The 25,602-nt window shown below is 61.7% G+C and carries 25 protein-coding genes and 1 tRNA gene; 14 read left to right on the forward strand and 12 right to left on the reverse strand.

Translation table 11 applies throughout. The features are described from left to right. Nucleotides 1-14: 14 nt before the first annotated feature. Entirely contained in the window at nucleotides 15-1,463 is a 1,449-nt protein-coding gene (locus tag C7378_RS07550) for a sensor histidine kinase (protein WP_131994200.1), read from the reverse strand. A gap of 28 nt (nucleotides 1,464-1,491) precedes the next feature. Here C7378_RS07550 and C7378_RS07555 point away from each other — a divergent pair, with 28 nt between their 5' ends. The 5 genes from C7378_RS07555 to kdpC all read left to right on the forward strand — a co-directional run bounded on the left by C7378_RS07555 (nucleotide 1,492) and on the right by kdpC (nucleotide 6,782). Next, nucleotides 1,492-2,184: a response regulator transcription factor gene (locus C7378_RS07555; protein WP_131994203.1), complete on the forward strand. Its 693-nt coding sequence runs from the start codon at nucleotides 1,492-1,494 to the stop codon at nucleotides 2,182-2,184. Between the two features lie 124 nt (nucleotides 2,185-2,308). Beyond that, complete coding sequence (locus tag C7378_RS07560) at nucleotides 2,309-2,434, forward strand: potassium-transporting ATPase subunit F (RefSeq protein WP_207901370.1); 126 nt, start codon at nucleotides 2,309-2,311, stop codon at nucleotides 2,432-2,434. Beyond that, a complete protein-coding gene (kdpA, locus tag C7378_RS07565; protein ID WP_131994206.1) occupies nucleotides 2,434-4,152 on the forward strand; it encodes a potassium-transporting ATPase subunit KdpA in 1,719 nt (572 codons plus the stop codon). The genes C7378_RS07560 and kdpA overlap by 1 nt, the downstream gene beginning before the upstream one ends. Nucleotides 4,153-4,173: 21 nt before the next feature. Beyond that, nucleotides 4,174-6,207, forward strand: coding sequence for a potassium-transporting ATPase subunit KdpB (gene kdpB, locus C7378_RS07570; protein ID WP_131994209.1), 2,034 nt, complete (start codon nucleotides 4,174-4,176; stop codon nucleotides 6,205-6,207). Between the two features lie 11 nt (nucleotides 6,208-6,218). Further along, complete coding sequence (gene kdpC, locus C7378_RS07575; RefSeq protein WP_131994212.1) at nucleotides 6,219-6,782, forward strand: potassium-transporting ATPase subunit KdpC; 564 nt, start codon at nucleotides 6,219-6,221, stop codon at nucleotides 6,780-6,782. 6 nt (nucleotides 6,783-6,788) lie between these two features. Here kdpC and C7378_RS07580 read toward each other — a convergent pair whose 3' ends face one another. The 6 genes from C7378_RS07580 to C7378_RS07605 form a co-directional block, all read right to left on the reverse strand. Continuing rightward, nucleotides 6,789-7,994 carry an aminotransferase class V-fold PLP-dependent enzyme gene (locus C7378_RS07580; RefSeq protein WP_131994215.1) on the reverse strand — a complete coding sequence of 402 codons (1,206 nt, stop codon included), beginning with the start codon at nucleotides 7,992-7,994 and terminating at the stop codon, nucleotides 6,789-6,791. Then, entirely contained in the window at nucleotides 7,991-8,842 is an 852-nt protein-coding gene (locus C7378_RS07585; protein WP_131995602.1) for a tryptophan 2,3-dioxygenase, read from the reverse strand. Before C7378_RS07585 ends, C7378_RS07580 begins: the two co-directional genes overlap by 4 nt. 2 nt (nucleotides 8,843-8,844) lie before the next feature. After that, nucleotides 8,845-10,116: a cation:proton antiporter gene (locus C7378_RS07590; protein ID WP_131994218.1), complete on the reverse strand. Its 1,272-nt coding sequence runs from the start codon at nucleotides 10,114-10,116 to the stop codon at nucleotides 8,845-8,847. A 134-nt stretch (nucleotides 10,117-10,250) separates the two neighbouring features. Further along, a complete protein-coding gene (secG, locus tag C7378_RS07595; protein ID WP_131994221.1) occupies nucleotides 10,251-10,544 on the reverse strand; it encodes a preprotein translocase subunit SecG in 294 nt (97 codons plus the stop codon). A gap of 43 nt (nucleotides 10,545-10,587) precedes the next feature. Further along, a tRNA-Leu gene (locus C7378_RS07600) sits at nucleotides 10,588-10,672 on the reverse strand. 134 nt (nucleotides 10,673-10,806) lie between these two features. After that, nucleotides 10,807-11,508, reverse strand: coding sequence for an HAD family hydrolase (locus C7378_RS07605; protein ID WP_131994224.1), 702 nt, complete (start codon nucleotides 11,506-11,508; stop codon nucleotides 10,807-10,809). 120 nt (nucleotides 11,509-11,628) lie between these two features. Here C7378_RS07605 and C7378_RS07610 point away from each other — a divergent pair, with 120 nt between their 5' ends. The 6 genes from C7378_RS07610 to C7378_RS17670 all read left to right on the forward strand — a co-directional run bounded on the left by C7378_RS07610 (nucleotide 11,629) and on the right by C7378_RS17670 (nucleotide 18,191). Further along, nucleotides 11,629-12,648 (forward strand): hypothetical protein, encoded by a 1,020-nt coding sequence (locus C7378_RS07610; protein WP_131994227.1) that lies wholly within the window; start codon nucleotides 11,629-11,631, stop codon nucleotides 12,646-12,648. Between the two features lie 10 nt (nucleotides 12,649-12,658). After that, a complete protein-coding gene (locus C7378_RS07615) occupies nucleotides 12,659-13,285 on the forward strand; it encodes an MBL fold metallo-hydrolase (protein ID WP_131994230.1) in 627 nt (208 codons plus the stop codon). A gap of 297 nt (nucleotides 13,286-13,582) precedes the next feature. Further along, entirely contained in the window at nucleotides 13,583-14,848 is a 1,266-nt protein-coding gene (locus C7378_RS07625; RefSeq protein WP_243648130.1) for an endo-1,4-beta-xylanase, read from the forward strand. 123 nt (nucleotides 14,849-14,971) lie between these two features. Further along, nucleotides 14,972-15,484: a crossover junction endodeoxyribonuclease RuvC gene (gene ruvC / locus C7378_RS07630; protein ID WP_131994236.1), complete on the forward strand. Its 513-nt coding sequence runs from the start codon at nucleotides 14,972-14,974 to the stop codon at nucleotides 15,482-15,484. After that, nucleotides 15,484-16,194, forward strand: a complete 711-nt coding sequence (locus tag C7378_RS07635) for a hypothetical protein (RefSeq protein ID WP_131994239.1) — start codon at nucleotides 15,484-15,486, stop codon at nucleotides 16,192-16,194. The genes ruvC and C7378_RS07635 overlap by 1 nt, the downstream gene beginning before the upstream one ends. A gap of 203 nt (nucleotides 16,195-16,397) precedes the next feature. Continuing rightward, on the forward strand, nucleotides 16,398-18,191 hold the full coding sequence (locus C7378_RS17670; RefSeq protein WP_165876703.1) for a DUF6600 domain-containing protein: 1,794 nt from the start codon (nucleotides 16,398-16,400) through the stop codon (nucleotides 18,189-18,191). 84 nt (nucleotides 18,192-18,275) lie between these two features. Here the strand turns inward: C7378_RS17670 and rsmA are convergent, their stop codons facing one another. Then, entirely contained in the window at nucleotides 18,276-19,070 is a 795-nt protein-coding gene (gene rsmA / locus C7378_RS07645; protein WP_131994242.1) for a 16S rRNA (adenine(1518)-N(6)/adenine(1519)-N(6))-dimethyltransferase RsmA, read from the reverse strand. 114 nt (nucleotides 19,071-19,184) lie between these two features. Here rsmA and glgA point away from each other — a divergent pair, with 114 nt between their 5' ends. The 3 genes from glgA (at nucleotide 19,185) to C7378_RS17675 (ending at nucleotide 21,876) form a co-directional block, all read left to right on the forward strand. Continuing rightward, entirely contained in the window at nucleotides 19,185-20,639 is a 1,455-nt protein-coding gene (glgA, locus tag C7378_RS07650) for a glycogen synthase GlgA (protein WP_131994245.1), read from the forward strand. Nucleotides 20,640-21,019: 380 nt separating this feature from the next. Then, nucleotides 21,020-21,733 carry a sugar phosphate nucleotidyltransferase gene (locus tag C7378_RS07655; RefSeq protein WP_207901371.1) on the forward strand — a complete coding sequence of 238 codons (714 nt, stop codon included), beginning with the start codon at nucleotides 21,020-21,022 and terminating at the stop codon, nucleotides 21,731-21,733. Beyond that, on the forward strand, nucleotides 21,730-21,876 hold the full coding sequence (locus C7378_RS17675) for a hypothetical protein (protein WP_165876704.1): 147 nt from the start codon (nucleotides 21,730-21,732) through the stop codon (nucleotides 21,874-21,876). Before C7378_RS07655 ends, C7378_RS17675 begins: the two co-directional genes overlap by 4 nt. A 13-nt stretch (nucleotides 21,877-21,889) precedes the next feature. Here the strand turns inward: C7378_RS17675 and phoU are convergent, their stop codons facing one another. Genes phoU through C7378_RS07675 form a run of 4 tightly spaced genes read right to left on the reverse strand, consistent with a single transcriptional unit; the run spans nucleotide 21,890 to nucleotide 25,579 of the window. Next, the gene (phoU, locus tag C7378_RS07660; protein ID WP_131994248.1) at nucleotides 21,890-22,561 is read right to left on the reverse strand and encodes a phosphate signaling complex protein PhoU; all 672 of its coding nucleotides are present in this window, start codon (nucleotides 22,559-22,561) and stop codon (nucleotides 21,890-21,892) included. 52 nt (nucleotides 22,562-22,613) lie between these two features. Then, entirely contained in the window at nucleotides 22,614-23,363 is a 750-nt protein-coding gene (locus C7378_RS07665) for a phenylalanine 4-monooxygenase (RefSeq protein WP_131994251.1), read from the reverse strand. Between the two features lie 56 nt (nucleotides 23,364-23,419). Then, complete coding sequence (locus tag C7378_RS07670; RefSeq protein ID WP_207901372.1) at nucleotides 23,420-24,685, reverse strand: MFS transporter; 1,266 nt, start codon at nucleotides 24,683-24,685, stop codon at nucleotides 23,420-23,422. A 24-nt stretch (nucleotides 24,686-24,709) separates the two neighbouring features. Next, nucleotides 24,710-25,579, reverse strand: coding sequence for a metallophosphoesterase (locus C7378_RS07675; RefSeq protein ID WP_131994254.1), 870 nt, complete (start codon nucleotides 25,577-25,579; stop codon nucleotides 24,710-24,712). Nucleotides 25,580-25,602 lie beyond the last annotated feature (23 nt).

Genomic DNA, 25,602 nt, shown 5'->3' on the forward strand with positions numbered 1-25,602 from the left:
CCGCAACATCATACTTAATCGTTTGATCTGGCGTCATCCAGTGGCAGCCAGAAGGCGAAATCCGCTCCCCTGCCCTCGTGGCTGATGAAGTCAATGCCACCGCCCTGCGCATGGAGGATAGCCCTGATGATCGCGAGCCCCATTCCGGTGCCGGGCGTTCGTTCGCGTTCGCGAACGCCGCGGTAAAACTTGTCGAAGATAAAGGGGCGATCCTCGTCGCGAATCCCGCGTCCGTGATCGAGCACATGAAGCACCAGCCGCTCCTGCTCGATCGTCGCGCTGATCTTCAGCGGTGCTCCTACCGGCGAATACTTCACCGCATTCTCCACCAGGTGGCGCAGCACCTGCCGGAAGAGTTCACCGTCGATATTCACCGCCGGTATCTCCGGCTGCAGCTGCAGGTTGACCTCGCGCCCGCGGAGCTGCTCCTCCGCATCGCTCAGCACTGCGTCAATCAGCGGTCGCAGCTGCTGCCGCTGCCGCTTGACACGGACATTCTCCGTATCCAGCTGGGCCATGCGCACGGCCTGCCCGACAAGCCCATCGAGCCGCCGCGTCTCCTCCTCCACCACCGCGTACATCTCCGCACGCACCGCCTCAGGCAGGTCAGGCTGCGAGATCAGCGACGTTGCCGCCGCTCGAATCGATGTCAAAGGGGTGCGCAGCTCGTGAGTGATCGAATCCATCAGCGCTGCACGCAGGCGCTCGCTCTCCTGCGCCGCCTTCAGATGGCCCGACTGCTCCAGGACCGATGCGCGCTCCAGGGCTATCGCGACCAGGCCCCCTATGGCGCTCGCCATCTCCGGCGCGCATTCGCTTCCGGCGATCGCCAGCAGCCCCAGTCTTCTCATGCCCAGCATCAGGGGAACAACGCGCACAGCATTCATCTCGTCCACGCTGCCGTTCTTCGCCATGCTTCGCAGCTCGGCTACCGGGAGCAGCTCGTTTTCAGGATCTGAGTAGTAGGCTTCGTCCTGCGCATCCACATAGAGAGCGACTGCTCGCAGCGAGAAGATGCGCGCCACCAGCGACGGCGCAGCACTCGCCAGCCCGGGAAGATCGATCAACAAAAGCTGCTGGCTGAACTCATAGAGCTGTTCCACCTCAAGCCGGCGTGTCTCCGATGCCTCTGCCTGCCTTCGCGCCTTGTCTGACAGGTGACTCACCAGCATGCCCGAGCCGAGAAACGCCGTCAGCGTCACCCAGTTCTCGGGATCGGCGATCGTCAGCCGTCCGACCGGCGGCAGGAAATAGTAGTTATAAAGCAGCGTGCACAGCAGCGAGAGATAGACGGAGTAGACCAGCCGCCATCGCGACGCAGCCGCCATTACCAGCACGAGAAAGCTCAAAGCGACCGTCGTCTGGTTCACATGCAGCGCTCGGCGAAAGACCCACACCATCAGGAACGCCAGCGCGGTGCTGCCTGTATAACGCAGAAACACGATGCTGAAATTCGTTCTCATCCAGCCGCGATGATACTGTATCCCGTGTATGGCTGAACGTATTCTTATCGTCGACGATGAAGTCCAGATCACCCGGGTGCTGCGCGCCTCCTTCGCCGCGCAGGGCTATGATGTGCGCGCCGTCAACGATCCGGAAGAGGCCCTGCGCGTCATTGCCGAATGGCCGCCGGACCTCATCCTCACCGATCTCATGATGCCCGGCATGACCGGCGTCGATCTCTGCCGTGCCATCCGCGCTCGCAGCACAACGCCGGTCCTGGTGCTCTCCGTGCGCGACCATGAACGCTCCAAGATCGAGGCACTCGACGCAGGCGCCGACGATTACGTCACCAAGCCTTTCAGCATGCAGGAGCTTATGGCGCGGGTGCGCGCTCATCTGCGCCGCGCTCCTGAGCGCAGCAGCAACGCACCCCTGCAGACAGGCGATTTCCTGATCGACATCGCGGCTCACAGCGTCACCGTCGCAGGCCAGCCGATTCATCTCACGCCGAAAGAGTTTGACCTGCTGCTTCATTTCGCCCGCAATGCGGGCAAGGTGCTTACCCACCGCGCTTTGCTCACCGCTGTCTGGGGCGCCGACTCCGCGCAGCAGTCGGAGTATCTGCGCGTCTTTGTAGGACAGCTGCGAAAGAAGCTGCTCGCCAGCTCCCCACGGGAATACCTGCAGACCGAGCCATGGGTGGGCTATCGCTTTCTTCCCGAAGGCGCTCCCGAGCTCTGAATCTTTACGATTTCCTTATGCCGCGCTTACGCCTGATTTAGAGCCCAGGCGATCTACTAAAGCGTTATGGCAGACCTGATCGCAATTCTTGGCACGCTCGCCTTCTTCGTCATAGCGCTGCTCTATGTCGAAGCCTGCGAAAGGCTCCGGTGACCGGCGCATGAGCATCCTCACCATCCTCATCCTGCTTCTCACCGTGGCCGTCTTCGGCTACCTTGTGGCCACCCTTCTCTTTCCGGAGCGCTTCTGATGACGCCGAATGGCTGGCTTCAGTTCCTTGTCTTCTTCGCGGCGCTGCTGCTGCTCAGCCGTCCGCTCGGCATCTACATCGCCCACGTCATCGAGGGCGGCAAGACATTCCTCGATCCCGTGCTCCGGCCCATCGAGCGCCTGATCTACCGCATCAGCGGCATCGAGGCTGAGGAGATGAACTGGCGCGAATATGCAGGCGCAATGCTCCTCTTCAGCTTCGCCTCGCTTGCGTTGACCTACCTCGTCGAGCGGGCGCAGCATTTTCTCCCGTGGAATCCGCAGCATCTGCCCGGCGTCGCGGCCGATCTTGCATGGAACACGGCCGCCTCCTTCACGACGAACACCAATTGGCAGGCGTACACGCCCGAGTCCACCATGAGCTACTTCACGCAGATGGTTGGACTCGCGTATCACAACTTCTTGAGCGCAGCCGTAGGCATCGCCGTAGCAATTGCGCTCGTCCGCGGCATCATCCGCAAGCAGTCTGCCAGCATCGGAAACTTCTGGGTCGACATCACGCGCACGACCCTCTACCTGCTGCTGCCGCTCTGTCTGCTGCTGGCCCCGGTGCTCATTGAGCAGGGCGTCGTCCAGAATCTCAAGCCGTACACCGCCGTCTCCACGCTCGACCACGGCCAGCAAACCCTCGCACAAGGTCCTGTGGCCTCGCAGGAGGCGATCAAGATGCTGGGCACAAATGGCGGAGGCTTCTTCAACGCCAACAGCTCACACCCTTTTGAAAATCCGACACCCCTGACGAACTTTCTTGAGATGCTGTCGATCTTCCTCATCCCCGCTGCGTTGGTCTTCGCGCTGGGAGAGATGACCGGCTCGCCGGGACATGGCCGTGCTGTCTTCGCTTCCATGGCTATGCTCTTCATCGCGGGCTTCCTGACGATCTACTGGGCGGAGTCGCAGCCGCACCCGCTGCTCCACCACGTCGATCAACACGTCAGCGCACTCCAGTCAGGCGGCAACATGGAGGGCAAAGAGGTTCGCTTCGGCATCTCACAGTCCGCGCTCTTTGCCGCTGCAACTACGGATGCGAGCTGCGGCGCCGTCAACTCCATGCACGACTCCTTCACCCCGCTCGGCGGCATGGTCACGCTGGTCAACATCATGCTAGGCGAGATTGTCTTCGGCGGCGTCGGCTCGGGCCTCTACGGCATCCTCATCTACGTCGTGCTCTCCGTCTTCATTGCCGGACTCATGGTCGGACGAACGCCGGAGTATCTCGGCAAAAAAATAGAGAGCTTCGACGTCAAGATGGCCATGCTCTACGTGCTCATCTTTCCGCTCATCATCCTCGTGCTCACCGCGATCTCGCTGCTTTCGCCGATGGGTCTGGGCAGCCTCAACAACAGCGGTCCCCACGGGCTCACCGAGATTCTCTACGCCTTCACCTCCGCTGCCGGCAACAACGGCTCAGCCTTTGCCGGGCTCAGCGCCAATACGCACTGGTACAACTATTCCCTCGGCTTCGCCATGCTGATCGGTCGCTTCCTGATGATGGTTCCCGTGCTCGCGCTCGCAGGCAACCTTGCGCAGAAGAAGAGTGTTCCGCCCTCGCATGGAACCTTCCCGGTGAACACGGCGCTCTTTTCGCTGCTGCTGACCGGCATCATCCTCATCGTTGGCGCGCTGACCTTTTTCCCTGCGCTCAGCCTTGGGCCGGTTCTCGAACATCTCCTGCTCCACGCAGGCCACCTCTTCTAGAAGCGAAGGAGACATACATCCATGACAGAAAAACAAAGTCTCTGGAACCCGGTAATTCTTCGCCAGGCCGTCATCGGCTCATTCACCAAGCTCGACCCGCGCCTCATGGTCAAGAACCCTGTGATGCTGGTTGTCGAGGCAGGCAGCCTGCTCACCACTGCGCTGCTCGTTGTCGATGCGCTCCACCACAGGCCGGGCTTTCGCTTTGACCTGCAGATCACGCTCTGGCTCTGGTTCACCGTGCTCTTTGCGAACTTCGCAGAAGCCATTGCCGAAGGCCGTGGCAAGGCCCAGGCAGACACGCTTCGCAAAGCCAAGGGCGAAACGATGGCTTACCGCTATCGTCCCGACGGCTCCTTTGAGGCTGTATCCAGCGCAGCGCTCCGCACCGGCGATGTCATCAAGGTGGAGGCAGGCCAGTTCATCGCAGGAGACGGCGAGGTCGTCGAGGGCGTCGCCTCCGTCGATGAATCCGCCATCACCGGCGAGTCCGCGCCCGTTATCCGCGAAGCCGGCGGCGACCGCTCCGCCGTCACCGGCGGCACGCGCGTGCTCTCCGACTGGATCAAGATTCGCATCACGTCCAACCCCGGCGAGACTTTCCTCGATCGCATGATCGCGCTCGTCGAGGGCGCAAGCCGCCAGAAGACGCCGAATGAGATTGCGCTGAGCATCCTGCTCTCCGGCCTCACCATCATCTTCCTGCTGGCGGTCGCAACGCTGCAGCCCTTCGCCATCTACTCTCACGCACCGCAGACGATGTTCGTGCTCGTCTCGCTGCTCGTTTGCCTTATCCCCACCACGATCGGAGGCCTGCTCTCCGCTATCGGCATCGCAGGCATGGATCGCCTCGTCCAGTACAACGTGCTCGCCATGTCGGGCCGCGCCGTTGAGGCAGCGGGCGATGTCAACACGCTGCTGCTCGACAAGACCGGCACCATCACTCTCGGCAATCGTCAGGCGACGGAGTTTTTCGCCGCACCCGGCATCAGCACCGAGCGACTCGCCGACGCAGCTCAGCTTGCCTCGCTGTCTGACGAGACGCCGGAGGGGCGCTCCATCGTCGTGCTGGCCAAGGAGAAGTACAATCTGCGCGGCCGCGACCTCACCCACATGCGCGCCGAGTTTGTCGCCTTCACCGCGCAGACGCGCATGTCCGGCGTAGACCTGCCCGGCACAAGCATACGCAAAGGCTCCGCGGATGCCATCGCCCGTTACCTCGAGCAGCAGGGCTCTTCCATGCCGCGTAAGGTTACAGACAAGGTAGAGGAGATTGCGCGCCTGGGCGGCACGCCGCTGGTTGTCGCGGAGAACGAGACCGCGCTCGGTGTGGTCTATCTCAAGGACATCGTGAAAGGCGGCCTCAGCGAACGCCTTGCGCGCCTGCGCGCCATGGGCATCCGCACCATCATGATCACCGGCGATAACCCCCTGACCGCGGCAGTCATTGCTCGCGAAGCGGGCGTAGATGACTTCCTCGCCGAGGCAAAGCCGAAAGACAAAATGGACCTCATCAAGCTGGAGCAGAGCAAGGGTAAGCTGGTCGCGATGACCGGCGATGGTACGAACGACGCGCCCGCGCTCGCGCAGGCCGACGTGGGCGTAGCGATGAACTCCGGCACGCAGGCTGCGAAAGAGGCCGGCAATATGGTCGATCTCGACTCCAACCCGACCAAGCTCATCGAGATTGTAGAGATCGGCAAGCAGCTCCTGATGACGCGGGGCGCGCTCACCACGTTCTCCATCGCCAACGATGTCGCAAAATATTTCGCGATCATTCCGGCCATGTTTGCCGGCGTCTTTCCCGTGCTCAACGCGTTGAACGTGATGCATCTCGCCACGCCGCATTCGGCCATTCTCTCGGCCGTCATCTTCAATGCGCTTATCATCATCGCGCTGGTGCCCCTCGCTCTGCGCGGTGTCCGGTACGAACCGAAATCGGCGCAGGCGCTCTTGCGGCGCAACCTGCTCGTCTACGGTGTCGGCGGCATCATCGTGCCGTTCCTCGGCATCAAGCTCATTGACGTGGTCATCAACTCGCTCCACCTGGTCTAAAAGGCGCTTCTATGAAAAAGACCCTGTTCATCTCGATTCGCTTTACGCTGCTCACGGCTGTGCTGCTCGGCGTCGCTTATCCGCTTGCCGTCACTGCCTTCGCGCACTACGCCATGCCGCGCCAGGCTGACGGCAGTCTGCTTTCTGTCGACGGCCACATCGCGGGCTCGCAGCTCATCGGCCAGCAGTTTACAGGCGACAGATATTTTCACGGCCGTCCCTCTGCCGCGGGCAACGGCTACGATGCCACTTCATCCGGCGGCTCCAACTTCGCGCAGTCGAATGCAAAGCTCGTTGCCCGCATCAACCACGATGCAGCTGAGGATGCGGCGCGTACGGGCAAGCCCGCGCCCATCGATCTGGTCACTGCTTCAGCGTCTGGCCTCGATCCTGACATCACTCCCGCAGGTGCGCTCTATCAGGTCAATCGTGTCGCCGAGGCGCGGCACATGGACCCCCAGCAGCTGCGCTCGCTCGTGGAGGCGCACATCACCGGGCGCCAGTTCGGCTTCCTCGGCGAACCTCGCGTCAATGTGCTTGAGCTGAATCTCGCCCTCGACCAAAGCAGCCGGTAGGACTGCCTAGAGAGCGGACGCCCGTTCTTCTTCGACAGCCGCGCGCAGCGATTTCGCCGCGAACCTCAGCTCCTCTTCGCGTGTCAGGCAGTCGGGGCAGAGGCGAAGCCACTCGCCACGCGCATCGGTGATCACGCCTTGCTCCTCCAGTCGCGCTACGACCGCCTGCGCTTCCGCGAGTCGCACGGCGAGAAACGCGCCATGCGCGGCATCGCCACCAACCGCTTCGATGCCTTCCGCAGCAAGCAGCGTCTTCAACCGGCGCAGTCGGTCGAGTCCGTAAGCGCGCAGCCGCTCCACTCCTGCTGTCAGCGTAAATTGCTGCCCGCTGCGCGCCTGGTAATAGGTCAGCACCGGCGGCGTGCCTTCGAGAAACGCGTCGCCGCCCGGCCGCAGCACGGGCACCTCACTGCGCTCATAGGCAAAGGTTGCAGCCTTGGCGAACCAGCCCGTATCGAGTGGCCGCAGACCACTCTCCATCACCTCAGGCGACAGGTAGAGGAAGCACGCGCCCGGACCACCGCGCAGGTATTTGTAGCTGCCCCCGATCATGAAATCCGCCTTCATCGCCGCCACATCGACCGGCAGAACTCCGACGGCATGATAGGCATCCACCAACAGCCTCGCCCTCTTGCGATGACAGGCCTCGGCCAGGGCGTCGAGATCTTCCATCACCTGCCCGGTCATAAACATCACCTGCGAGACGACCACCAGGTCAGTACGATCGTCGAGTGCCTCGATCAGCTGGCGAGCTGAAAACTCTCCTCGAACATCAGCCTCGACCCAACGCATCTCAATCCGTCCCAGAGCGGCATACTGCTTCAGCAGAATGTCCACCGAGTCGAACTCGCCGCGCGTCGAGAGCACGCGAGGCGTGCCCGGCAATGCATTCAACACGGCGCGAAGCCCTTGCCCTGCGGAGGTCTTCGGCACGACGCAGTCCACTCGCGGCGCGTGGATCAGCTCGGCGATTCGCGAGCGAAATGCATGCTCCTCCTCAAGCCAGTCGTCCCACGCATGGCCGAGCCTGCTTTCCCACAACCGCGTGGCTTCCACGACATCGTCGCGCATCTGGTCAAGCGGACGCCCCAGCGAATGATTCGCCAGATAGATACGATCACTCGCGAGCACGCGGGAAAACAGCGGCGCCACATATTTCGCGACCGCGTCTTCGGTTAGCGGCCCGCTGCCCAGCTGCGCGAGCGCCTTCACTTCTGCCCCAGCCCTGTCCGCACCGCGAGCAGCTCTGGGAAGAATGTCAGCTCTAGCGCCTGCCGCAGAAAGCCCACGCCTGATGAGCCGCCTGTGCCCCGCTTGAATCCGATGATGCGCTCCACCGTCTTCATGTGACGAAAGCGCCAGAGTTGAAAATACTCCTCCACATCGACCAGCTTTTCGCACATCTCGTAGGCGTCCCACTGGCCGCGCGGGTTCTGATAGATCTCGCGAAACACTTCAATCAACGCGTCGTTCTTCGTGTGCGGCTCAGTCCAGTCGCGTTCGACACATGCTGTCGGAACCGCCAGCCCACGCCGCGCCAGATGGCGCAGGAATTCGTCATAGAGGCTCGGCGCTTCCAGCACCGCCGTCAGCTCCGCATGGATCGCCGCATCGTGGCGAAAGACCACCAGCGCATCGCGATTCTTATTCCCCAACAGGAACTCCAGCATCCTGTACTGCCACGATTGGAAGCCGGAAGCGCTGCCCAGCACGCCGCGAAACTCCGCGTACTCCGAGGGCGTAAGCGTCTCCAGCACGGCCCACTGGTCGAAGAGCTGCATCTGGATCAGCTTGACCCGCGACAGGATCTTGAAGCATGGATCGAGCTGGTCCTGCTGCACGAAGCGTATCGCCGCGGTCAGCTCGTGGATCATCAGCTTCATCCACAGCTCAGCCACCTGGTGTTGAATGATGAAGAGCGTCTCATCATGATGCGGCGGCGTAGAAAGTGGCCGCTGCTGCGCCAGCAGCCCTTCCAGGCACAGGTAGCCGCTGTAGCTCATGCGATCCGCAAAATCCGTAACGATGCCGCCCTCAAGCGGCCTGCGGTTGTCCTCCATCTTCACCCCTCGGCAGCCTGCGCTGCACCTACGGCCATTGTTCGACGCGCATCCCGCCGCGCCAGCGCAGGCATGCTCAGCCCCTGCACGACGATAGCGAAAACTACCACGATATAGGTAACCGCGAGCAGCAGATCCTTCGTCCCATTCATAGGCAGAGAGAGCGCCAGCGCCAGCGAAAGCCCGCCGCGCAGCCCGCCCCACGTGAGCAGAGCAATTTCAGAACGAAGCCCGTGCCTGCCCCAGTGTAGAGGCGTCATTACGCCTGCCACGGTCACGCCGCGCGCGAGCAGGACCACCGGAATCGCCAGCGCACCGGCCAGCAGAAACTTGAAAGGAAAGCTCATGATGAGCATCTCGAGTCCGAGCAGCATGAACAGAACTGCATTGAGAATGCCATCCACCAGCTCCCAGAACTTGTCGAGATAGTCATTTGCAGCCGCCGAAACCACCGACGATTGCTCTCGCCGCGCGCTCAGCACCAGCCCCGCCACCACCGCCTCCAACGGAGCGGAAACATGCAGCGCATCGGCCAGCGCGTAGCCGCCCATGGCCAGCGCCAGCGTCAGCAGGATCTCCGTCTGGTAGTCGTTCACGCGAACCAGCAGCGCGCTCGTCAGAAAGCCCGCAGCCAGACCGATCGCGATGCCGCCGCCCGCCGCGACCGCCAGCAGCCGCACTATCCCCAGGAACCCAGGCAGGTGTCCGCTGGAGGAAGCCTCCAGCAGCGTCACAAACAGCACGGCACCCACACCATCATTGAAGAGAGACTCGCCCGCAAGCAGCGTCTCCAGCCGTTTCGGCCCGTTCACGCTGCGCAGAATCGCGAGCACTGCGATAGGATCCGTCGGAGAAATCAGGGCGCCGAAGAGCAGGCACGCCGTCATCGGCACCTCCAGCCGGATCAGGTGGAAGACGCCCCACATCAACAGCGCCACCAGAATCGTCGAGACCATGGTGCCCACCACCGCAAGCAGCAGCACAGGCAGCTTGTGTCTTCGCAGCCTCACCGAATCCAGATGCAGCGAACCGGCGAAGAGCAGAAACGCGAGCATGCCGTGCAGTACGATCTGCGGAAAGTCAATCTGCGAGACAGCGCTCATCGTCCAGTGGTGAACGCCGCTCAACCGGCCCACAGCGACCACCACGAGCGACAGGGACAGCGCCAGCATGGTGACGCCGATGGTCGGCGTCACTCGCAGCCAGCGATAGTTGAAAAAGCTCAGCAGCGCCGCAATGGTGATGAGCATGCTGATCAGTTCAAAAGGGGTCATCAGGGGTCATCCGTTCGGCCTTCTCTGCTGCGATGCCATTTTTCACCCAAAGTGGCTGCAAAAAAATCTTTTTCCGCCAAAAAGCAAAATGGGCAGGAGGCGAGAGCCCCTGCCCATTCAAAAATCCTTAGCGCTTACTTTTTCGCGGGAGCGCTCGTCGTCGTCTTGGTACCCTCAAGCACCGAGTGGGTGCTGGAGTGCTTCTGCATCATCACCGTCAGAGTGATGGAAGTAATCATGAAAATCACGGCACACCAGGTCGTCAGCTTGGTCAGTAGATTGGCTGCACCGCGAGGGCCAAATGCCGTCTGGGAACCCTGGCCGCCAAATGCCCCGGCGAGGTCCGCGCTCTTGCCCTGCTGCAGCAGAACGACACCGATCAGAAAGAGGCAGACGACAACATGTACAGCGATAACGAAATAGATCATTTGTGTGTTTTCTTAGACCTTGTATAGCCTGACTCTGATTGTTTGGTGCGGAAGAGGGGACTTGAACCCCTATGCCTCTCGGCGCCACCCCCTCAAGATGGTGTGTCTGCCAATTTCACCACTTCCGCACTGCCAACTGCTGCCTGACTCTTATGAAGTATAGCAAAGCTCAGCGACTCTGCACGATGCAGTCTTGCACAGATTAGATTGCCGCTGCTCCGCACCTCTTTTCAGGTGCAGATACCGCTCCATCTCCTTCATTCTAAAAATGGCGCCCCAGCTCCGCAAACCTTGCCAGCTCCAGCAGCCGTCGTCCTTCTTTCGCCTCTGCCACCTGGTCGTGCTCCAGCACCCAGGTATGAGGATGCTTGATGAAAATGGCGTTCAGCCCCACTGCCAGGGCAGGATTGATGTCCGACTTCGGGCTGTTCCCAATCATCCAGGCGCTGTCCGGAGATAGTCCATGCCGCCGCACCACGGAGCTGTACGCGTGAGTATCCTTCTCCCGCGGCACCTCCACCGCGCTGAAGCACGCAGCCACCCCCGACCGCGAGAGCTTGTCGGCCTGCTCGGCCTCGTTGCCCTTCGTCATCAGGATCAGTCGATGGCGCGAGCAGAGCTCCTGCAGCGTCTCCTCCACGCCCGGCAGCAGCTCTATCTCCTGCGCAGCGATGGAGTTGGCGAAGTTCGCCACCTGCTCTCGATTCTCCGCCGTGAGCGGCTCGCAGCTCAGCCGCTCGTAGCAGGTCAGCAGTGAATGGCGGAAGCTGCTCATTCCATATCCGTGCATCCGCACGGTCTCGCGCTCCACTTCATTCAGCTTCTCGCGGACCTCTTCGCGGCTGTGCTCCTTGTGATCCAAAAACGAAATAAACGAAGCAATCGCACGTTCGAAGTAGATATTGTTTTCCCACAGCGTGTCGTCTGCATCAATAAGAAGTGTCTGACCGGATACGAATCGCATACCTTGAGGGTAACAGTGGCGATAGTCTTCGGGGCAGCAATCGGGGCTCGCATTTCCTGGTTCGACTAAGGGAGAGCCATTTCATAACTTCGCAGGGTCAACTGCTGCCTTTGAGATGGAATGCATAGAAAAATCCCATTCTTCTGCCTGCTGCTACTACTTCTTCCCTCCGCCTGCCTTCGTGCGCACGCCTCCGCTTCGCTGTTGCTCGAGGAGCCCTTCGGCGCCTTTGGGGCACTCAACCCCACAGGCCACGCGGCCATCTATCTCGACCGCGTATGCGCGGAGACACCTACCCTGCTGCGCCGCTGCGGCCCGGGCGAGAGCGGTGCAGTCATCAGCCGCTACCACCGCGTCGGCGGGTATGACTGGCTCGCTATCCCTCTGCTGCCCTATCTCTACGCCGTTCAATACGCCAGCGATGTTCCGCATTACGCCGATGCGAAGCTCGAAGCCAGGCTGCGCAACCGCTATCGTGAAGCTCATCTGCTCGCCTACGTTCCCGATCAGCCCGGAGTGGAAATGCCGGGCGGCGAATGGACGCAGCTCATCGGCGCATCCTACGACCGCAAAATCTATGGCTATGAGCTGGACACAACGCCGGAGCAGGACAATCGCTTCATCCAGACTTTTAACTCGGCACACAACCGCGCACATTTCAACCTGCTGTTCCGCAACTGCGCGAACTTTTCTGCGAACGTGATCGACTTCTACTTTCCACGCTCCGTGCGCAGAAACTTTCTGGTGGATGCCGGAATCATGACGCCGAAGCAGGTGGCTTACCGCTTCGTGCGCTATGGCCGCCGGCATCAGGCCCTTCACCCGAAGACATTCGTGATCCCCCAGGTCCCGGGGACCATTCGCCGCAGCCGCAATGTCAACGGTGTAATCGAGTCCCTGATCAAAACCAAGCCCTACGTACTGCCGCTCGCGCTGCTGCACCCTTACTTCACGGGCACTCTGGTCGCAGCCTACTTCGGCGATCGCCGCTTTCAGCCGGACTCTACCGCGCAGGTCTTTGATCCCGCACTGCCTCCCGCTGCCGTCCTCGCCGAGCAGACAGTTCCCCTGCCCGCTGCTCAGGCCGGATGGCTATCGGAAACCACAGATACGCAGGCATCCAGCGGCGAAAGCGAATAAACTGGCTCTTATGATTCTGGAAACATTCCCGGTGGGGCTGCTCTCCTGCAACTGCACGATCCTCGGCGACGAGGAGGGCGGCGAAGCTATCGTGGTTGATCCCGGCGACGACGTTCCCGGCATTCTGGCGCGGCTTGCCCGTCATCACCTGACCCTCAAGCAGATCATCATCACCCACGCGCACATCGATCACGTGGGCGGCGCAGCGAAGCTCAAGGCTGCCACGGGCGCGCCTATCCTGCTCAACCAGAACGATCTGCCGCTGCTCGAGATGCTCTCCGCCCAGGCCGCATGGCTCGGCGTCGAAATGCCCGAATGGGTTCCACCCGATCAGCACGCTGCCGACAACCTGGTCATCGGGCTTAAGAAATTTCCGGGCATCGTCCTCCACACCCCAGGACACACTGAGGGCAGCATCAGCCTTCACTTTGCGCCGGAAAAGCTGCTCATCGCCGGAGACACTCTCTTTGCCGGGACCATCGGGCGCACAGACCTGCCCGGCGGCAACATGAAAAAGATCCTCACCTCGATCCATGACCGGCTCTTACCGCTGCCCGATGAAACCCGCGTGATCCCCGGCCACGGCAACAAAACCACCATCGGCCACGAGCGCAAGTCCAACCCCTTTCTCGTTTAAAGAGGGGGAGCCGCTGCCGCCTGCAGACTGTATACTCTGGGGCGAGGCTTCCTTCATCATGTTTTCAGCAATGCGGTTCGTGTGGAACGCGACACGCGGAGCACGACTGCGCCCGTGGCGTAGCGAATACATCAAGTGGCGGATCGAGACTTATTCCGGGATGAAAGCCGAGAGCCTGACCCGGAAGGATGTTCTCGGTTTCCTGTGGCGCGAGAAGGCGAACCTGCTCAGGTTTCTGCGATGGACGGGCGAGATGGAGTCCGCTGCTCAGCGCTTGAGTAAGTCAACGGAGAGACCTTGACGACGAGACGCGATTTTCTTCGATCGGGAACATTGGCTGCGGGAGCGGCGCTGCTGCCCTTCCCTCTCTATGCAAAGCGGAAGAAGAATCTGCCGCCGGCCGCGGGGCAGGTCTTCGCAGATGTCAGCGGCGCACGCTCTCTGCGCGCGCATGCCGATGCCCGGGGCTTTCTGGTGGGCTGCGCGGTCGATCCGGGCCACCTCGCCGCAGAGCCTGGTTACTCGGCTTCCGTGGCTGCCCAGGCCAATATCGTTGTCTGCGAAAACGCCATGAAGTGGGCCGCGCTTCGGCCGGCTGCCGACCGGTTCGACTTCAGCGGCGCGGACGATGTGGTCGTCTTCGCGCTCTCGCACAATCAGAAGATTCGCGGCCATAATCTCTGCTGGCATGAGGCGCTTCCCTCCTGGTTTGCAGGCGCCGTCACCAGGCAGAATGCACAGCAGATCCTGGTCGAACACATCCGCACCGTTGCGGGACGATATGCAGGCAAGATGCATTCGTGGGATGTGGTGAACGAGGCGGTCAGGATCGAAGATAACCGTATCGACGGGCTGCGCAACTCGCCATGGCTGGAGCTGGCCGGCCCTGGCTACATCGAGCTCGCCTTCCGCACGGCGCGGCAGGCAGACCCGCAGGCATTGCTGACTTATAACGACTACGGCATCGAGCTCGACACTCGCGAACAGATTGAAAAGCGCGGTCAGGTGATGATGCTGGTCCGACGACTCAGGGCGCGCCGCGTGCCCATCGACGCTGTCGGCATCCAGAGCCACCTGACTGCAGGCGATCCGCTGCCCGGCGCCGGGCTGGTGGACTTTGTGCGCGAGCTGCGCCAGATGGGGCTGCAGGTCTTCCTCACTGAATTGGATGTGAACGAACAGAAGCTGCAGGGCGATGTTGCGGCACGCGATGCTGCCATTGCGCAGGTCTATCGCGACTATCTGACGATGATGCTGGCCGAGCCGAACGTCACCGCGGCGCTCACCTGGGGCATCACCGATCGCTATACCTGGCTTACTAAAAAGAAGCCTCGGCCAGACGGTGCGCCGCAGCGGCCATTGCCTCTGGACCCGGATTTCCAGGCTGCGCCTGCGTTTTTTGCGGAGCGGGCAGCCCTTGATTCGCGGCCGGCGCAGAGCAGCGGCGGGTATGCCCCGCCCTCCGGTCAGCCAGCAAATACGCCCTCTACGGACCCTTATGCGCCCTTCACGCCACAGACAAAACCGACGCCGCAAATGCCGCCAACAATGACGCATCAGTGAGCTAAATTGCACCATAAGCAGTGCAGGCGGAGGCCTCCAGCGATAATTATTATTACCTGATAATGATTATCGCTAGAGCGATCTTCTGGCCCTTGGCTGCGGGCTGATTTAGACTCGCAGCACATGCGGGTTTTCGGCATCGATTGCGGTACAGAATGCACGGGCTACGGCGTGGTCGAATCCGACGACAGCGCACGGGAGCCCAGGCTGATCTCGCTGGGACTGGGCGGGATTGTCCTGCCCAAGAAAGAGGCTTTGCCGCAGCGGCTGGCGCTGATCTATGCCCAGCTGACCTCCCTGCTGCTGCAGCACCAGCCCGACGTAGTAGCGATTGAAGAGGTCTTTTATTCGGTCAATGCCAAATCTGCGCTGAAGCTTGGGCAGGTGCGGGGCGTAGCCCTGCTGGCTGCGGCCAACCTCGCGCTTCCTGTAGCCGAATACGCCCCGCTCAAGATCAAATCCACGGTCGTCGGCTATGGCCTCGCCCAGAAGGAGCAGGTGCAGTTCATGGTGGCGCGGCTGCTGCGGCTCGAGACGACGCCGGAGCCAGCCGATGCAGCCGATGCGCTGGCGATTGCCATCTGTCATATACATACGGCGCAGACACTGAGTCTGCAGATGGGACAGAGGCGTTGATGGGAAGAAGAGGGTGGCTGGTAGTGCTGGCGCTGTTTGCCGGCTGGGGATGGGGGCAGACGGGGGCACAAACGGCAGTACAGACCGCGAACGGTGGAGGCGGCGAAGGGGCGCAGTTCAAGTACAGTTTTGAAAATCCGAAGCTCGATCCCGCCAGTTACACGATGGTGATCGACGAAGATGGGGAAGGCAAGTTCCACTCCGAGCCGGGGACAGTAGCGCCAGCGGACCTGGGGGCGCTGGCGCCGCAGGGGGTGACCCAGGAGATCACCATTACGGGCCCACTGCTCAGGCAGCTGTTCGGAGTGGCACGGTCGCACCACTTCTTCGCCATGGCTTGCGAGAGCACCAAAGACAAGGTCGCCTTCACCGGGAAAAAGCTGATGAGCTACAAGGGCAGCGATGGAGCGGGAGCATGCACCTTCAATTATTCGCGCGATCAGCAGCTGAACCAGCTGGCCGACGAGCTGGCAGCCGTGGCCTTCACGATCAACGCCGGGCGGCGGATCCGGGTGGAGCACGAGCACGACCGGCTGAGCCTGGACGCGGAACTGGAGTCGCTGATGGAGGCGGCCAGAAACGGGCAGGCGCTGCAACTGCAGAACATTGCTCCGACCCTGGAGTTAGTGGCGAGCGATGAGGCGGTCCTGAGCCGGGCGCGGGCGCGGGCCAATAAACTGCTGGTGATGATGAAGATGCCGGTGCGCTAAGGCGGAAAGCGGTTGAGCTGGTTCGCCGGGTCAAAACACATTTATGCGGGCGGCGACGATAGTTGCACCGGTGAGAGAGCTTCGGCGTCCAATGAAGTTAGACCCGTGCAGAGGAGCGCAACTGTTCCGGAATTATGCGGTTTATATAGATGTTGAGAATCGAAAGCACGTCACACGTTAAGGGTCCTGGAAGGAGGTGCCGGATGCGGCGCCTGGAAACGAAAACTCACAAGGGCAATGGTTGGTGGAAGATGGCGGCGCGGGCGGCGGCTATCGCACTCTGCATGGCGGCTGCCGTAAGCGGAGCGCGTGCGCAGGATGCGCTATGGCAGCAGGACAGCCAGGGGGGACAGAACGAGGTTCGCGCTGTGCGTCTGAGCGATGTCGAAGGCGACGTGCAGGTGATGAGCGACGGCAGCACGGTCTTCAACCATGCGCAGCTCAACATGCCGGTGATGCAGGGCATGACGCTGAAGACGGGCAACGATGGAAGGGTTGAAGTGCAGTTTGAGGATGGCAGCGTCGCGCGGGTGACGCCGAACAGCTCCATTACTCTCGATAAGCTCTCCCGCGACCAGGATGGGACTACAGTAACGACGATAGGCGCGCAGACCGGCCTGAGCTATTACGAGCTGAACGGGCAGAGCGGCCAATACACGGTGCATTTCGGGCCGATGGGCGTAACGGCGTCAGAGAGCACGATCTTCCGAATCGATCTCGATCAGGATCCCGCGACGTTGGCGGTAACACACGGGACCGTCCACGTGGAGAACAGCGAGGGACGGAGCGGATTCGATCTGCGTACGAACCAGACGGCGAGCATCAACTTCAAGGACATCAGCAACTACGACGTAGTGGACAGCGTGCAGGCCGACTCCTGGGACCAGTGGAACTCTGACCGCGACCAGGCGCTGGCGCGCATCTCTGAAAGCCAGACCAGCGCGCGGGGCGGCACAGGAAGCCCGGACGATCCAGCGTGGAACGACCTGGACTACTACGGCAACTGGTATGACATGCCCGGTTACGGGCAGGGCTGGGCTCCGTCAGGCGTAGACGCGAACTTCGACCCGTTCGGCGCCGGGTCATGGGGATACTACTCCGGTGTCGGATACTCCTGGATCTCCTCCTATCCGTGGGGATGGATGCCCTACCACTGCGGCGCGTGGAACTACTTTGGCGGCGGCCCGGGATGGATGTGGTTCCCCGGAGGCTGCGGGTATGGCGCATTTGGCGGCGGCTGGTATCCGTATGCGAGTGTGTGGAATACGCCGCAGGGCTATAACGTGCCGGCAAGGCCGGTGGTCAACCCGGCGCGAGGCGGAGTCCACATGCCGCGGCAGTACCCGATGGTGAAGGTGAACCGGACGCCGAACCAGCGGTTTCGCGGAATCGGACAGCCACGGATGCAGCCTCGCCCGATCACGATCAACCACACGACGATCCGGCCCCTGCAGGCCTCTATGCACCCGGTCTCCCGCGGTCCGCTGGGTGAAGGCTTCACTGGCGTAACCGCACGCTCGACGCTGCGGGAGTTCAACGGCGGCGTGAACAGCGGAAGGATGATAAGCCAGCCGGGGCGGCTGTCTTATGCCACACCGGGACAGGCTGTCAACACGCCGGGAGCAATGGTGACGATGCCTGGCCGCGAGGTCAACACGCCGGGCGGAATGGTGACGATGCCGGGCAGCTTTGCAGGCGCTACCGCGGGAGCGCGAATGGTCTATACGCCGGGCGCCTTCCGGAGCATGGATAACGGCGGTCGCTTTGGCGGAATGCCGGCGCAGCAGCGTTATTCCTCACCTCCGTCATTTCATGTCTCCGGGCCGTCGGGTGGCGGCTTCCACGGCGGCGGATTCAGCGGTGGCGGCGGATTCCGTGGTGGTGCGCCCTCAGGCGGAGGCTTCCGTGGCGCAGGCGGCGGTGGTGGATTCCACGGCGGCGGTGGTGGTGGCGGCTTTCACGGTGGTGGCGGCGGCGGCAGTGGTAGCCACCACTAAACAGAACGTGTCAACAGGACTTGCCCTATGTCTCCAGCGAGGCATAGGGCAATTTTATTGAGCGCCAGGAGACGGAGGATGGTCTTATAGCGGTTTGATAAGGGAACGATGGAGTGAGGCGAGCCCCTCCATGTCTATTCCTTCAGCGCGTGCATCGAGCTGCAAGCCTGCCTCCTGGCAGGCATTTTCTATGGCCGCGGGCTGATAGCCTGCGGCGCGCAGGTTGTTGCGGAGGGTTTTACGCTTCTGCGCGAAGCACTGGCGTACGAAGGCGAGAAACTCTGCAGGCGAAACTCCGAGCGCCTGAAAACGCGGCGCGATCGTCAGCCGAAGCACGGTCGAGTGCACGTCGGGAGGCGGCGAGAAGTCTGCAGGCGGCAGCGTCATAAGCTTCTCCACCTCAGCATAGAGCTGGGCGGTGACGGAGAGCATGCCGTAGTCGCGGCTGCCGGGATGGGCGGCGATGCGGTCGGCAACCTCGCGCTGCACCATGATGACGGCGGTCCTGATGGCCTGATGGTGAGCAAAGAGGTGCAGGAGAATGTCAGAGGTGATGTAGTAAGGCAAGTTGCCGATGATCAGCAGGCGGTCTGCAGGCGACTGACGCAGAGTGTCGAGATCGACGGTGAGGATGTCTTGATGGATGACCTGGATCGAGTCGCCGAACCGGGCGCGGAGGGACGTGGCAAGCAGCGAGTCAAGCTCGACAACGACGAGGCGGGCGGCGCGCTGGGCAAGCAGTTCGGTGATGGCTCCCTTGCCGGGGCCGATCTCGACGACGGTCGCAGAGGAGAGATCGCGCCCGAGCGCATCGACGATGGCGTGGCAGGCCTGCGGATTGACGAGAAAGTTCTGACCAAGTTTCGGTTTCTGTGGCATCTACACATCCAGGGACTGTTGCTGCAATCGACCTGTTGCCGAAGCCAGCCGTCCCTATCGAGTCTAATTTAGACTTTTCAGTTGCGGTCTTAGCCGCCTTGGAGTTGAACCCGGATGCATATCGTTATTGCTGCCTCAGAGTGCACGCCCTATGTGAAGACGGGAGGGCTGGGCGACGTGATCGGATCGCTGCCGCGCGAGATCGCGAAACTTGGCCACCAGGTGACGGTCTACCTGCCCTACTACCGGCAGGTGCAGCAGAAGGTGAAAGATGCGCCGCTGGCGATCAGCAGCCTCACGATTCCCTTCAACGGCTATAACCGCTTCGCGGGAATTGTGGACGGAGGGTTGCGCGATGGAGTGCAGTACTACTTCGTAGCCAACGGGGAGATGTTCGATCGCGAGTCGCTGTATGCGACGCCGTCGGGAGACTACTCCGACAACTGGGAGAGGTTCGCGCTTTTTTCGCGGGCGGTGATCGAGGCGGCCAAGCAGCTGGGGGTGCCGAAGGTCTTCCACGTGCACGACTGGCAGGCGTCGATGGTGCCGGTCTATCTGAGAACCATCTATGGCAACGATCCCCTGCTGCACAACGCAGGGACGGTGCTGACGATCCACAATGTTGCGTACCAGGGCGCATTTCCAGCTGACACGACAGAGCGCCTGCTGCTGCCGCCGGAGATCTTCACGATGGATCGCGTGGAGCAGTTCGGGAGCTTCAACTACCTGAAGGGCGGCATCGTTTACGCGGACAAGATCACGACGGTGAGCAACCGGTACGCGGAGGAGATCCAGACGCCGGAGTTCGGCAACTACCTGGACGGAATGCTGCGGGAGAAGCGGAGCAAGCTGATTGGCATTCTGAACGGGGTGGACTACGACAAGTGGGACCCGGCGGTGGACGGCAATATCGCTGCGCACTACACGGCGGAGAACCTGGCCGGAAAGGCAGACTGCAGGCGCGACCTGCTGCATGCTTTCGGCGCTTCGCATGTGGCGGAGGATGTGGCGGTGCTGGGCGTGATGTCGCGCTTCGCTACGCAGAAGGGCTTTGACCTGCTGGCCGCCATCGCGGAACAACTGATGCAGCGGCCGGTGATCCTGACGGTGCTGGGTACCGGCGAAGCGTACTACGAGAACCTGCTGCGGGGGCTGCATGAGCGCTACCCGGAGAAGTTTGCGGTGCGGGTGATGTATGACGAGGCGCTGGCGCACAAGGTGGAAGCAGGCGCGGATATTTCGCTGATGCCATCAAAGTATGAGCCGTGCGGGCTGACGCATATCTACAGCCTGAAGTACGGCACAGTGCCCGTGGTGCGGGCGACGGGCGGGCTCGACGATACGGTGGAAGAATGGAACGCGGCGGCGGGCACCGGGAACGGCTTCAAGTTTGAGCGCTATGACGCAGGGGAATTTGTAGGCGCAATCGACCGGGCGCTGGCTGCGTTTCGCGACAAGGAGCAGTGGCACAGGCTGATGCGGAATGGCATGGCGAGCGACTTCTCGTGGACGAAGCCGGTGCGCGAGTACGCGAAGGTCTACGAGGAAGTGGCGCAGATGCGGAGCTGATGCGCTAGATAACGTATCCAGCGGGGTGAGTGTCGGAGTGGAACATGCGCACGGTTTCAAGCGAGTAGGCGGCGAGATCGCGGCCGATGAGGTTGCGCATGAAGGTCGGGTGCCGACAGATCAAACGTAAGGCAAGCCATAAGTCTCCGATGCGAGCCCTAGTGCACGGATGAGTACTGAAAAGTGCCGTCAGTATGGCTTCTGGACAGAAGTTAGTTAAGCAGAAATATCTCCCGCCTAATAACTCCAAAGTAACTATAACTTATCCACTTATCTGAGTTATAGTTTCAGAACTTACTCAACTTACTAAGTTAGTTAGTCGATAGCGGAGGCGCTGGAGATTGCGATGCCTGAGCTCGAAGTCACAGGTGGTGCGCGCTGTGTGTAACGAATTGCCACCGGTCGCGCTGCTGGCTGGGGGGCTGGCAACGCGGCTGCGGCCGGCGACCGATATGGCGCCGAAGTCGCTGTTGCAGGTCGCGGGTAAGCCATTCCTCGCGCATCAGCTGCGGCTGCTGGCGCAAGAGGGCGCGCGGGACGTGGTGATCTGCTGCGGCCATTTCGGGGAGCAGATCGAGCACTTTGCCGGGGATGGCTCGGAGTTCGGCTGCAGGGTGCGCTACTGCTTTGATGGAGACAGCCTGCTGGGCACAGGCGGAGCGCTGCGGCATGCATTGCCGATGCTGGGCGATGTCTTCTTCGTGATGTATGGCGACAGCTATCTGCCGGTGAACTTCCGTGCCGTCCATGACCGTTTCAAGGCGTTGCAGCAGCCGGCGCTGATGACCGTCTTTCGCAACCAGGGCCGATGGGACAAGAGCAATGTCATTTTCCGCAAGGGGCGGGTGGTGCTGTATGAGAAGACTCTCCCGCTGGCGGAGATGGAGTACATCGACTACGGGCTGGGCGTGCTGACGGCGGCTTGCCTTTCATCGTGGTGGGAGAACGAGGTGTTCGACCTTGGGGATGTCTACGGCAGGCTGGCGCGCGAGAGACGGCTGGCCGGCTTTGAAGCCACGGAACGCTTTTACGAGATAGGTTCGCATGCAGGACGGGCGGCAGCGGAGAAGTTTCTGAACGGGGTGACGGCATGATCCTGACGCGAACGCCGCTGCGGATTTCTGCTCTTCTATGCGCCGGACCGCAAGCGGCTGCGGCGCACGATGATGGAGGCAGGGTGACCGAGATGAGCTTCGACTATGACGGCTCGGCGGTGTTGCTGCGAAACGAAGGGTGAAGAAGCTGCGGCGCTAATCCTCGACGAGGCTCAACTGATGGCGCAGGTCGGCGCCGCGAATCCAGAAGATGACATCGGTCGCGATGTTGGCGGCATGGTCGGCAATGCGTTCCATGTTGCGCGCTACGAGCATGGCATGGAGCGCCTGCTCCGCAGTGGCGGGCTTCTTCTGAATCAGCTCAGTGAGCGCGGCGCGGGTGCGCTTGTACATCGAGTCGATCTCATCGTCCATTTCCCGGACGGACTCGGCGAGCTGCGCGTCGCCGTCAAGGAGAGCCTGAATGGCGGAGCGGATCATGCGGCCTGCGTATTCGCCCATGCCTTCAATATCAAAGGGGATGTTGGCGGGTTCGCTTTCGAGCAGTTCCAGGGTGCGGCGCGCGATGCTCATGGACTGATCGCCTATGCGCTCAAGCTCGCTGTTGATCTTGATAACGGCGAGGATGAAGCGCAGATCGATGGCCATGGGCTGCTCTTTCGCGAGCAGCTCGTAAGCCATCTCATCGACTTCGCGCTGCGCGGCGTTGATGGCTGTCTCGTTGTCGCGCACATACTGGCAGACGCCGGGGTCACGCTGGACATAGGCGTCGACAGCGGTCTCAACGGCAAGCTGGGAGAGAGCGGCCATGGCAAGGAGCTTGTCTTTGAGTTCCGCGAGTTGCAGGTGAAAGTGAATGCGCGGCAAATTTCCTCCAAACTGCATTGTGCATCATGAGAGATGACAGTTTGACGAAAATTTACAGAAGCCGCTTTTCTGCTTCGTGCGCAGCCTCATAAATCTGCTCAAAAGATTCGACGGCGTAGAGCACCTTCTGCATCTCGGAGACGAGAAACTGCTGATCGAGCACCTGATCGAGATTGAAGTCGCGAATCTCGGGGCCGCCCTGGATGACGTAGTTCGACTCGCCGTGGGAGGAGATGAGCCCTGAGCCGTAGATCCTGATGCGGCCATGCTGGCGGATGACGCCGAACTCAACGGTAAACCAGAAGAGTCGGCCCATGCGCTCGAGCTTGTCCTTGTCATGGATGAGCGCGGCGCAGACGCGGCCGTACTGCTGCAGGAAATCCGCGAAGACGGGGTGCGCGTGCATGGGCACGTGGCCGAAGACGTCGTGAAAGATATCCGGTTCGGGCGTGTACTCGAGGGACTCACGGCTACGGAGCCAGGTGGTGGTGGGAAACTGGCGCGCGGCGAGCATCTCAAAGAAAGCGTCCGGCGGCAGGAAGCCGCTGACGGGCGTCGCGTTCCAGCGGGTGCGCGGCCCGAGGCGGCGGTTGACCTCGGCGAGATTGGGTATGGTGTCCTGACGGAGGCCGATCTGCTCGAAGCCGTCGAGGTATTCCTCGCAGGCGTGCTCGGCGAGCTGCGGCATGCGACGGCTGACGAGCTCGGCCCAGGTGGCATGCTGGTCAGGGGTGTACTTCGACCAGTCCTGCTCGATCAGATACGGCTCGGCTGTCGGAAGACTGGTGATGACCGGTTGCATGCTTTTACCCTCACTTGTACAAAACTCTTGAGCATGGCACCCGGATTTAAGGGCTGTCAAGACGAGCAGGCATCAGCAGGCAGCCTGACGGCAACGACAGCGGCCATCAGCAGGAGACCCGCGGAAACCAGCAGAGCGCCGTAGAAGCTGTGGGTGCGGTCGCTGACGATGCCCATGAGATAGGGTCCGCAGAAACCGCCGAGCGCTCCCACGGAGTTGATGAGCGCGATGCCGCCGGCGGCTGCGTCGCCCTGAAGGATGCTGGTGGGAACCGCCCAGAAAGGCCCCAGACAGCCCCAGATGCTGATGACGGCCACGAAAAGCAGAATGGTCGCAATGACGTGCTGGGTGAAGAGGCCGCTGAGCGCGAAGGCCAGGGTGGCGAAAACAAGGGCGGCGGCGAGATGACGGCGGCGCTCCTGGCGGAGATCAGAGCTGCGCGCGATGGCCAGCATGGCGATGGCGGCGAAGATGTAAGGGACGGCGGTGAGAGTGACGACGCGCAGATCGGAGCCGTGGGAGATGCGCTTGAGCAACACGGGCAGCCACATGCTGAGGCTGTAAAGCCCGGCGGAGATGGCGAAGTAGATGAAGGCGAGCTGCCAGATGACGGAGTTGCGAAAGGCATCGCGGAGATGGGAGCGGCGGCCGGGATGGAGATTTTCCGCGGCCAGGGTGGCGAGCAGCCACTCCCGCTCGTCGGCCGGGAGCCATGCGGCGGCGGCGGGAGAATCGAGCAGGACGAAGAAGGCTATGGCTCCAAAGAGGATCGAGGGCAGGCCTTCGCCGACAAAGAGCCACTTCCAGCCAGAGACGCCGAAGACTCCATCGAGACGGAGGAGCACCGCGGAGAAGGGCGCGCCGACGACGCCGGACAAGGTGGCGGCGGACATGAAGCCAGCGATGGCGCGAGCCCGCTGCGCCTGCGGGAACCAGTAGGTGAGGTATAGGACGATGCCGGGGAAGAAGCCTGCCTCGGCGGCTCCCAGGAGAAAGCGCAGGGTGTAAAAGGCGGCGGGGGTGTGGACGAGCGGCATCATGCAGGAGATGGCGCCCCAGACGACCATCAGCAGAGAGATCCAGCGGCGCGGGCCAACGCGGAGGAGCACCATGTTGCTGGGCACCTCAAAGAGCGCATAGCTGAGAAAGAACAGCCCCGCACCTGTGCCGTAGACCGTGTTGCTGAAATGCAGCTCGCGCTGGATGGCGAGCGCGGCGTAGCCGACGTTGACGCGGTCAAGATAAGCAAAGATGTAGAGCGCGAAGAGAAACGGCATCAGGCGCCAGGCGATACGGCGCAGGGTCTGCTGAGGCGAGATCACAGCCCGGATTGTCTCATGAGCCCGTCAGGCGAGGGTGATGTGGGTGATCTCCGGCGGGCAGTTGAAGCGGAAGGGCAGGCCCACGGCGCCGATGCCGCGGTTGACGTAAAGCTGGGTCTGCCCTATGTGGAAGAGACCCTCTACATGCTCGGTGCCCATTTTGGGCAGGAACATGGCGGGCAGGAACGGAAACCGGATCTGGCCGCCGTGAGTATGCCCGGAGAGCATCAGGTCAACGCCGTAGGGCACAACCTCAGTGACGTAATCCGGCTCGTGCGCCAGCAGAATGACCGGCTCCTTATCAGCACGGAGCGAACTGGGAATGGCCAGCGGAAGCCGCGGGTCGCTCACGAGAGGATCGGCTACGCCGGCGATCCAGAGGCGCTTGCCGTCGCGTTCGATGGGGATGGCGCGGTTGTTCAACACGGGAATGCCTGCGGCCTGGATGATCTCGGTGATCTCATCGCAGCCGACAATGCAGTCGTGGTTGCCCATGACGGCGAGGCGCTGCGGGCAGCGGATGCCACGCAGAATTTCTGCGCAGTGATGGGCCCATTTAACGGAGTGCCACTTCCCTGCCGGGCCGTAGCTGATGAAGTCGCCGGTCAGCACGACCAGATCGGCGGGAAGACGGTTGATCTCATCGACGACCAGCTTGACGAAAAACGGCTCCGTGTATTCGGCATAGTGGATGTCAGAGATCTGCACGATCTGAAAGCCGCGGAAGGCCTCGGGCAGGCGCGGAAGGGTAAACGTCCGGCGCTCGATGCTGATTTCATGGCGGGAGATTTCTCCCGCGTACAAGGCAAGTCCTGCGGCAGAAAGCCCACCCAGCTGAAGGAAGCGGCGGCGGGTAAGGGGTGATTTTTTCTCAGTTGAGACGGCAGTCTCCATTCCTTCCATAATAGACTGCCCGC

The sequence above is a fragment of the Acidipila rosea genome, assembly GCF_004339725.1.
Lineage (GTDB): Bacteria > Acidobacteriota > Terriglobia > Terriglobales > Acidobacteriaceae > Acidipila > Acidipila rosea.

Excerpts from the sequence above, each read along its gene's own strand:
- C7378_RS07560 (WP_207901370.1), top strand. The coding sequence starts at position 2,309 with ATGTCGAAGCCTGCGAAAGGCTCCGGTGACCGGCGCATGAGCATCCTC.
- kdpC (WP_131994212.1), top strand. The coding sequence starts at position 6,219 with ATGAAAAAGACCCTGTTCATCTCGATTCGCTTTACGCTGCTCACGGCT.
- C7378_RS07610 (WP_131994227.1), top strand. The coding sequence starts at position 11,629 with ATGCATAGAAAAATCCCATTCTTCTGCCTGCTGCTACTACTTCTTCCC.
- C7378_RS07615 (WP_131994230.1), top strand. The coding sequence starts at position 12,659 with ATGATTCTGGAAACATTCCCGGTGGGGCTGCTCTCCTGCAACTGCACG.
- C7378_RS07675 (WP_131994254.1), bottom strand. The coding sequence starts at position 25,579 with ATGGAGACTGCCGTCTCAACTGAGAAAAAATCACCCCTTACCCGCCGC.
- C7378_RS17670 (WP_165876703.1), top strand. The coding sequence starts at position 16,398 with ATGCGGCGCCTGGAAACGAAAACTCACAAGGGCAATGGTTGGTGGAAG.
- kdpB (WP_131994209.1), top strand. The coding sequence starts at position 4,174 with ATGACAGAAAAACAAAGTCTCTGGAACCCGGTAATTCTTCGCCAGGCC.
- C7378_RS07590 (WP_131994218.1), bottom strand. The coding sequence starts at position 10,116 with ATGACCCCTTTTGAACTGATCAGCATGCTCATCACCATTGCGGCGCTG.
- C7378_RS07635 (WP_131994239.1), top strand. The coding sequence starts at position 15,484 with ATGGGAAGAAGAGGGTGGCTGGTAGTGCTGGCGCTGTTTGCCGGCTGG.
- rsmA (WP_131994242.1), bottom strand. The coding sequence starts at position 19,070 with ATGCCACAGAAACCGAAACTTGGTCAGAACTTTCTCGTCAATCCGCAG.
- C7378_RS07605 (WP_131994224.1), bottom strand. The coding sequence starts at position 11,508 with ATGCGATTCGTATCCGGTCAGACACTTCTTATTGATGCAGACGACACG.
- C7378_RS17675 (WP_165876704.1), top strand. The coding sequence starts at position 21,730 with ATGATCCTGACGCGAACGCCGCTGCGGATTTCTGCTCTTCTATGCGCC.
- glgA (WP_131994245.1), top strand. The coding sequence starts at position 19,185 with ATGCATATCGTTATTGCTGCCTCAGAGTGCACGCCCTATGTGAAGACG.
- C7378_RS07665 (WP_131994251.1), bottom strand. The coding sequence starts at position 23,363 with ATGCAACCGGTCATCACCAGTCTTCCGACAGCCGAGCCGTATCTGATC.
- secG (WP_131994221.1), bottom strand. The coding sequence starts at position 10,544 with ATGATCTATTTCGTTATCGCTGTACATGTTGTCGTCTGCCTCTTTCTG.
- C7378_RS07585 (WP_131995602.1), bottom strand. The coding sequence starts at position 8,842 with ATGGAGGACAACCGCAGGCCGCTTGAGGGCGGCATCGTTACGGATTTT.
- kdpA (WP_131994206.1), top strand. The coding sequence starts at position 2,434 with ATGACGCCGAATGGCTGGCTTCAGTTCCTTGTCTTCTTCGCGGCGCTG.
- C7378_RS07555 (WP_131994203.1), top strand. The coding sequence starts at position 1,492 with ATGGCTGAACGTATTCTTATCGTCGACGATGAAGTCCAGATCACCCGG.
- C7378_RS07550 (WP_131994200.1), bottom strand. The coding sequence starts at position 1,463 with ATGAGAACGAATTTCAGCATCGTGTTTCTGCGTTATACAGGCAGCACC.
- ruvC (WP_131994236.1), top strand. The coding sequence starts at position 14,972 with ATGCGGGTTTTCGGCATCGATTGCGGTACAGAATGCACGGGCTACGGC.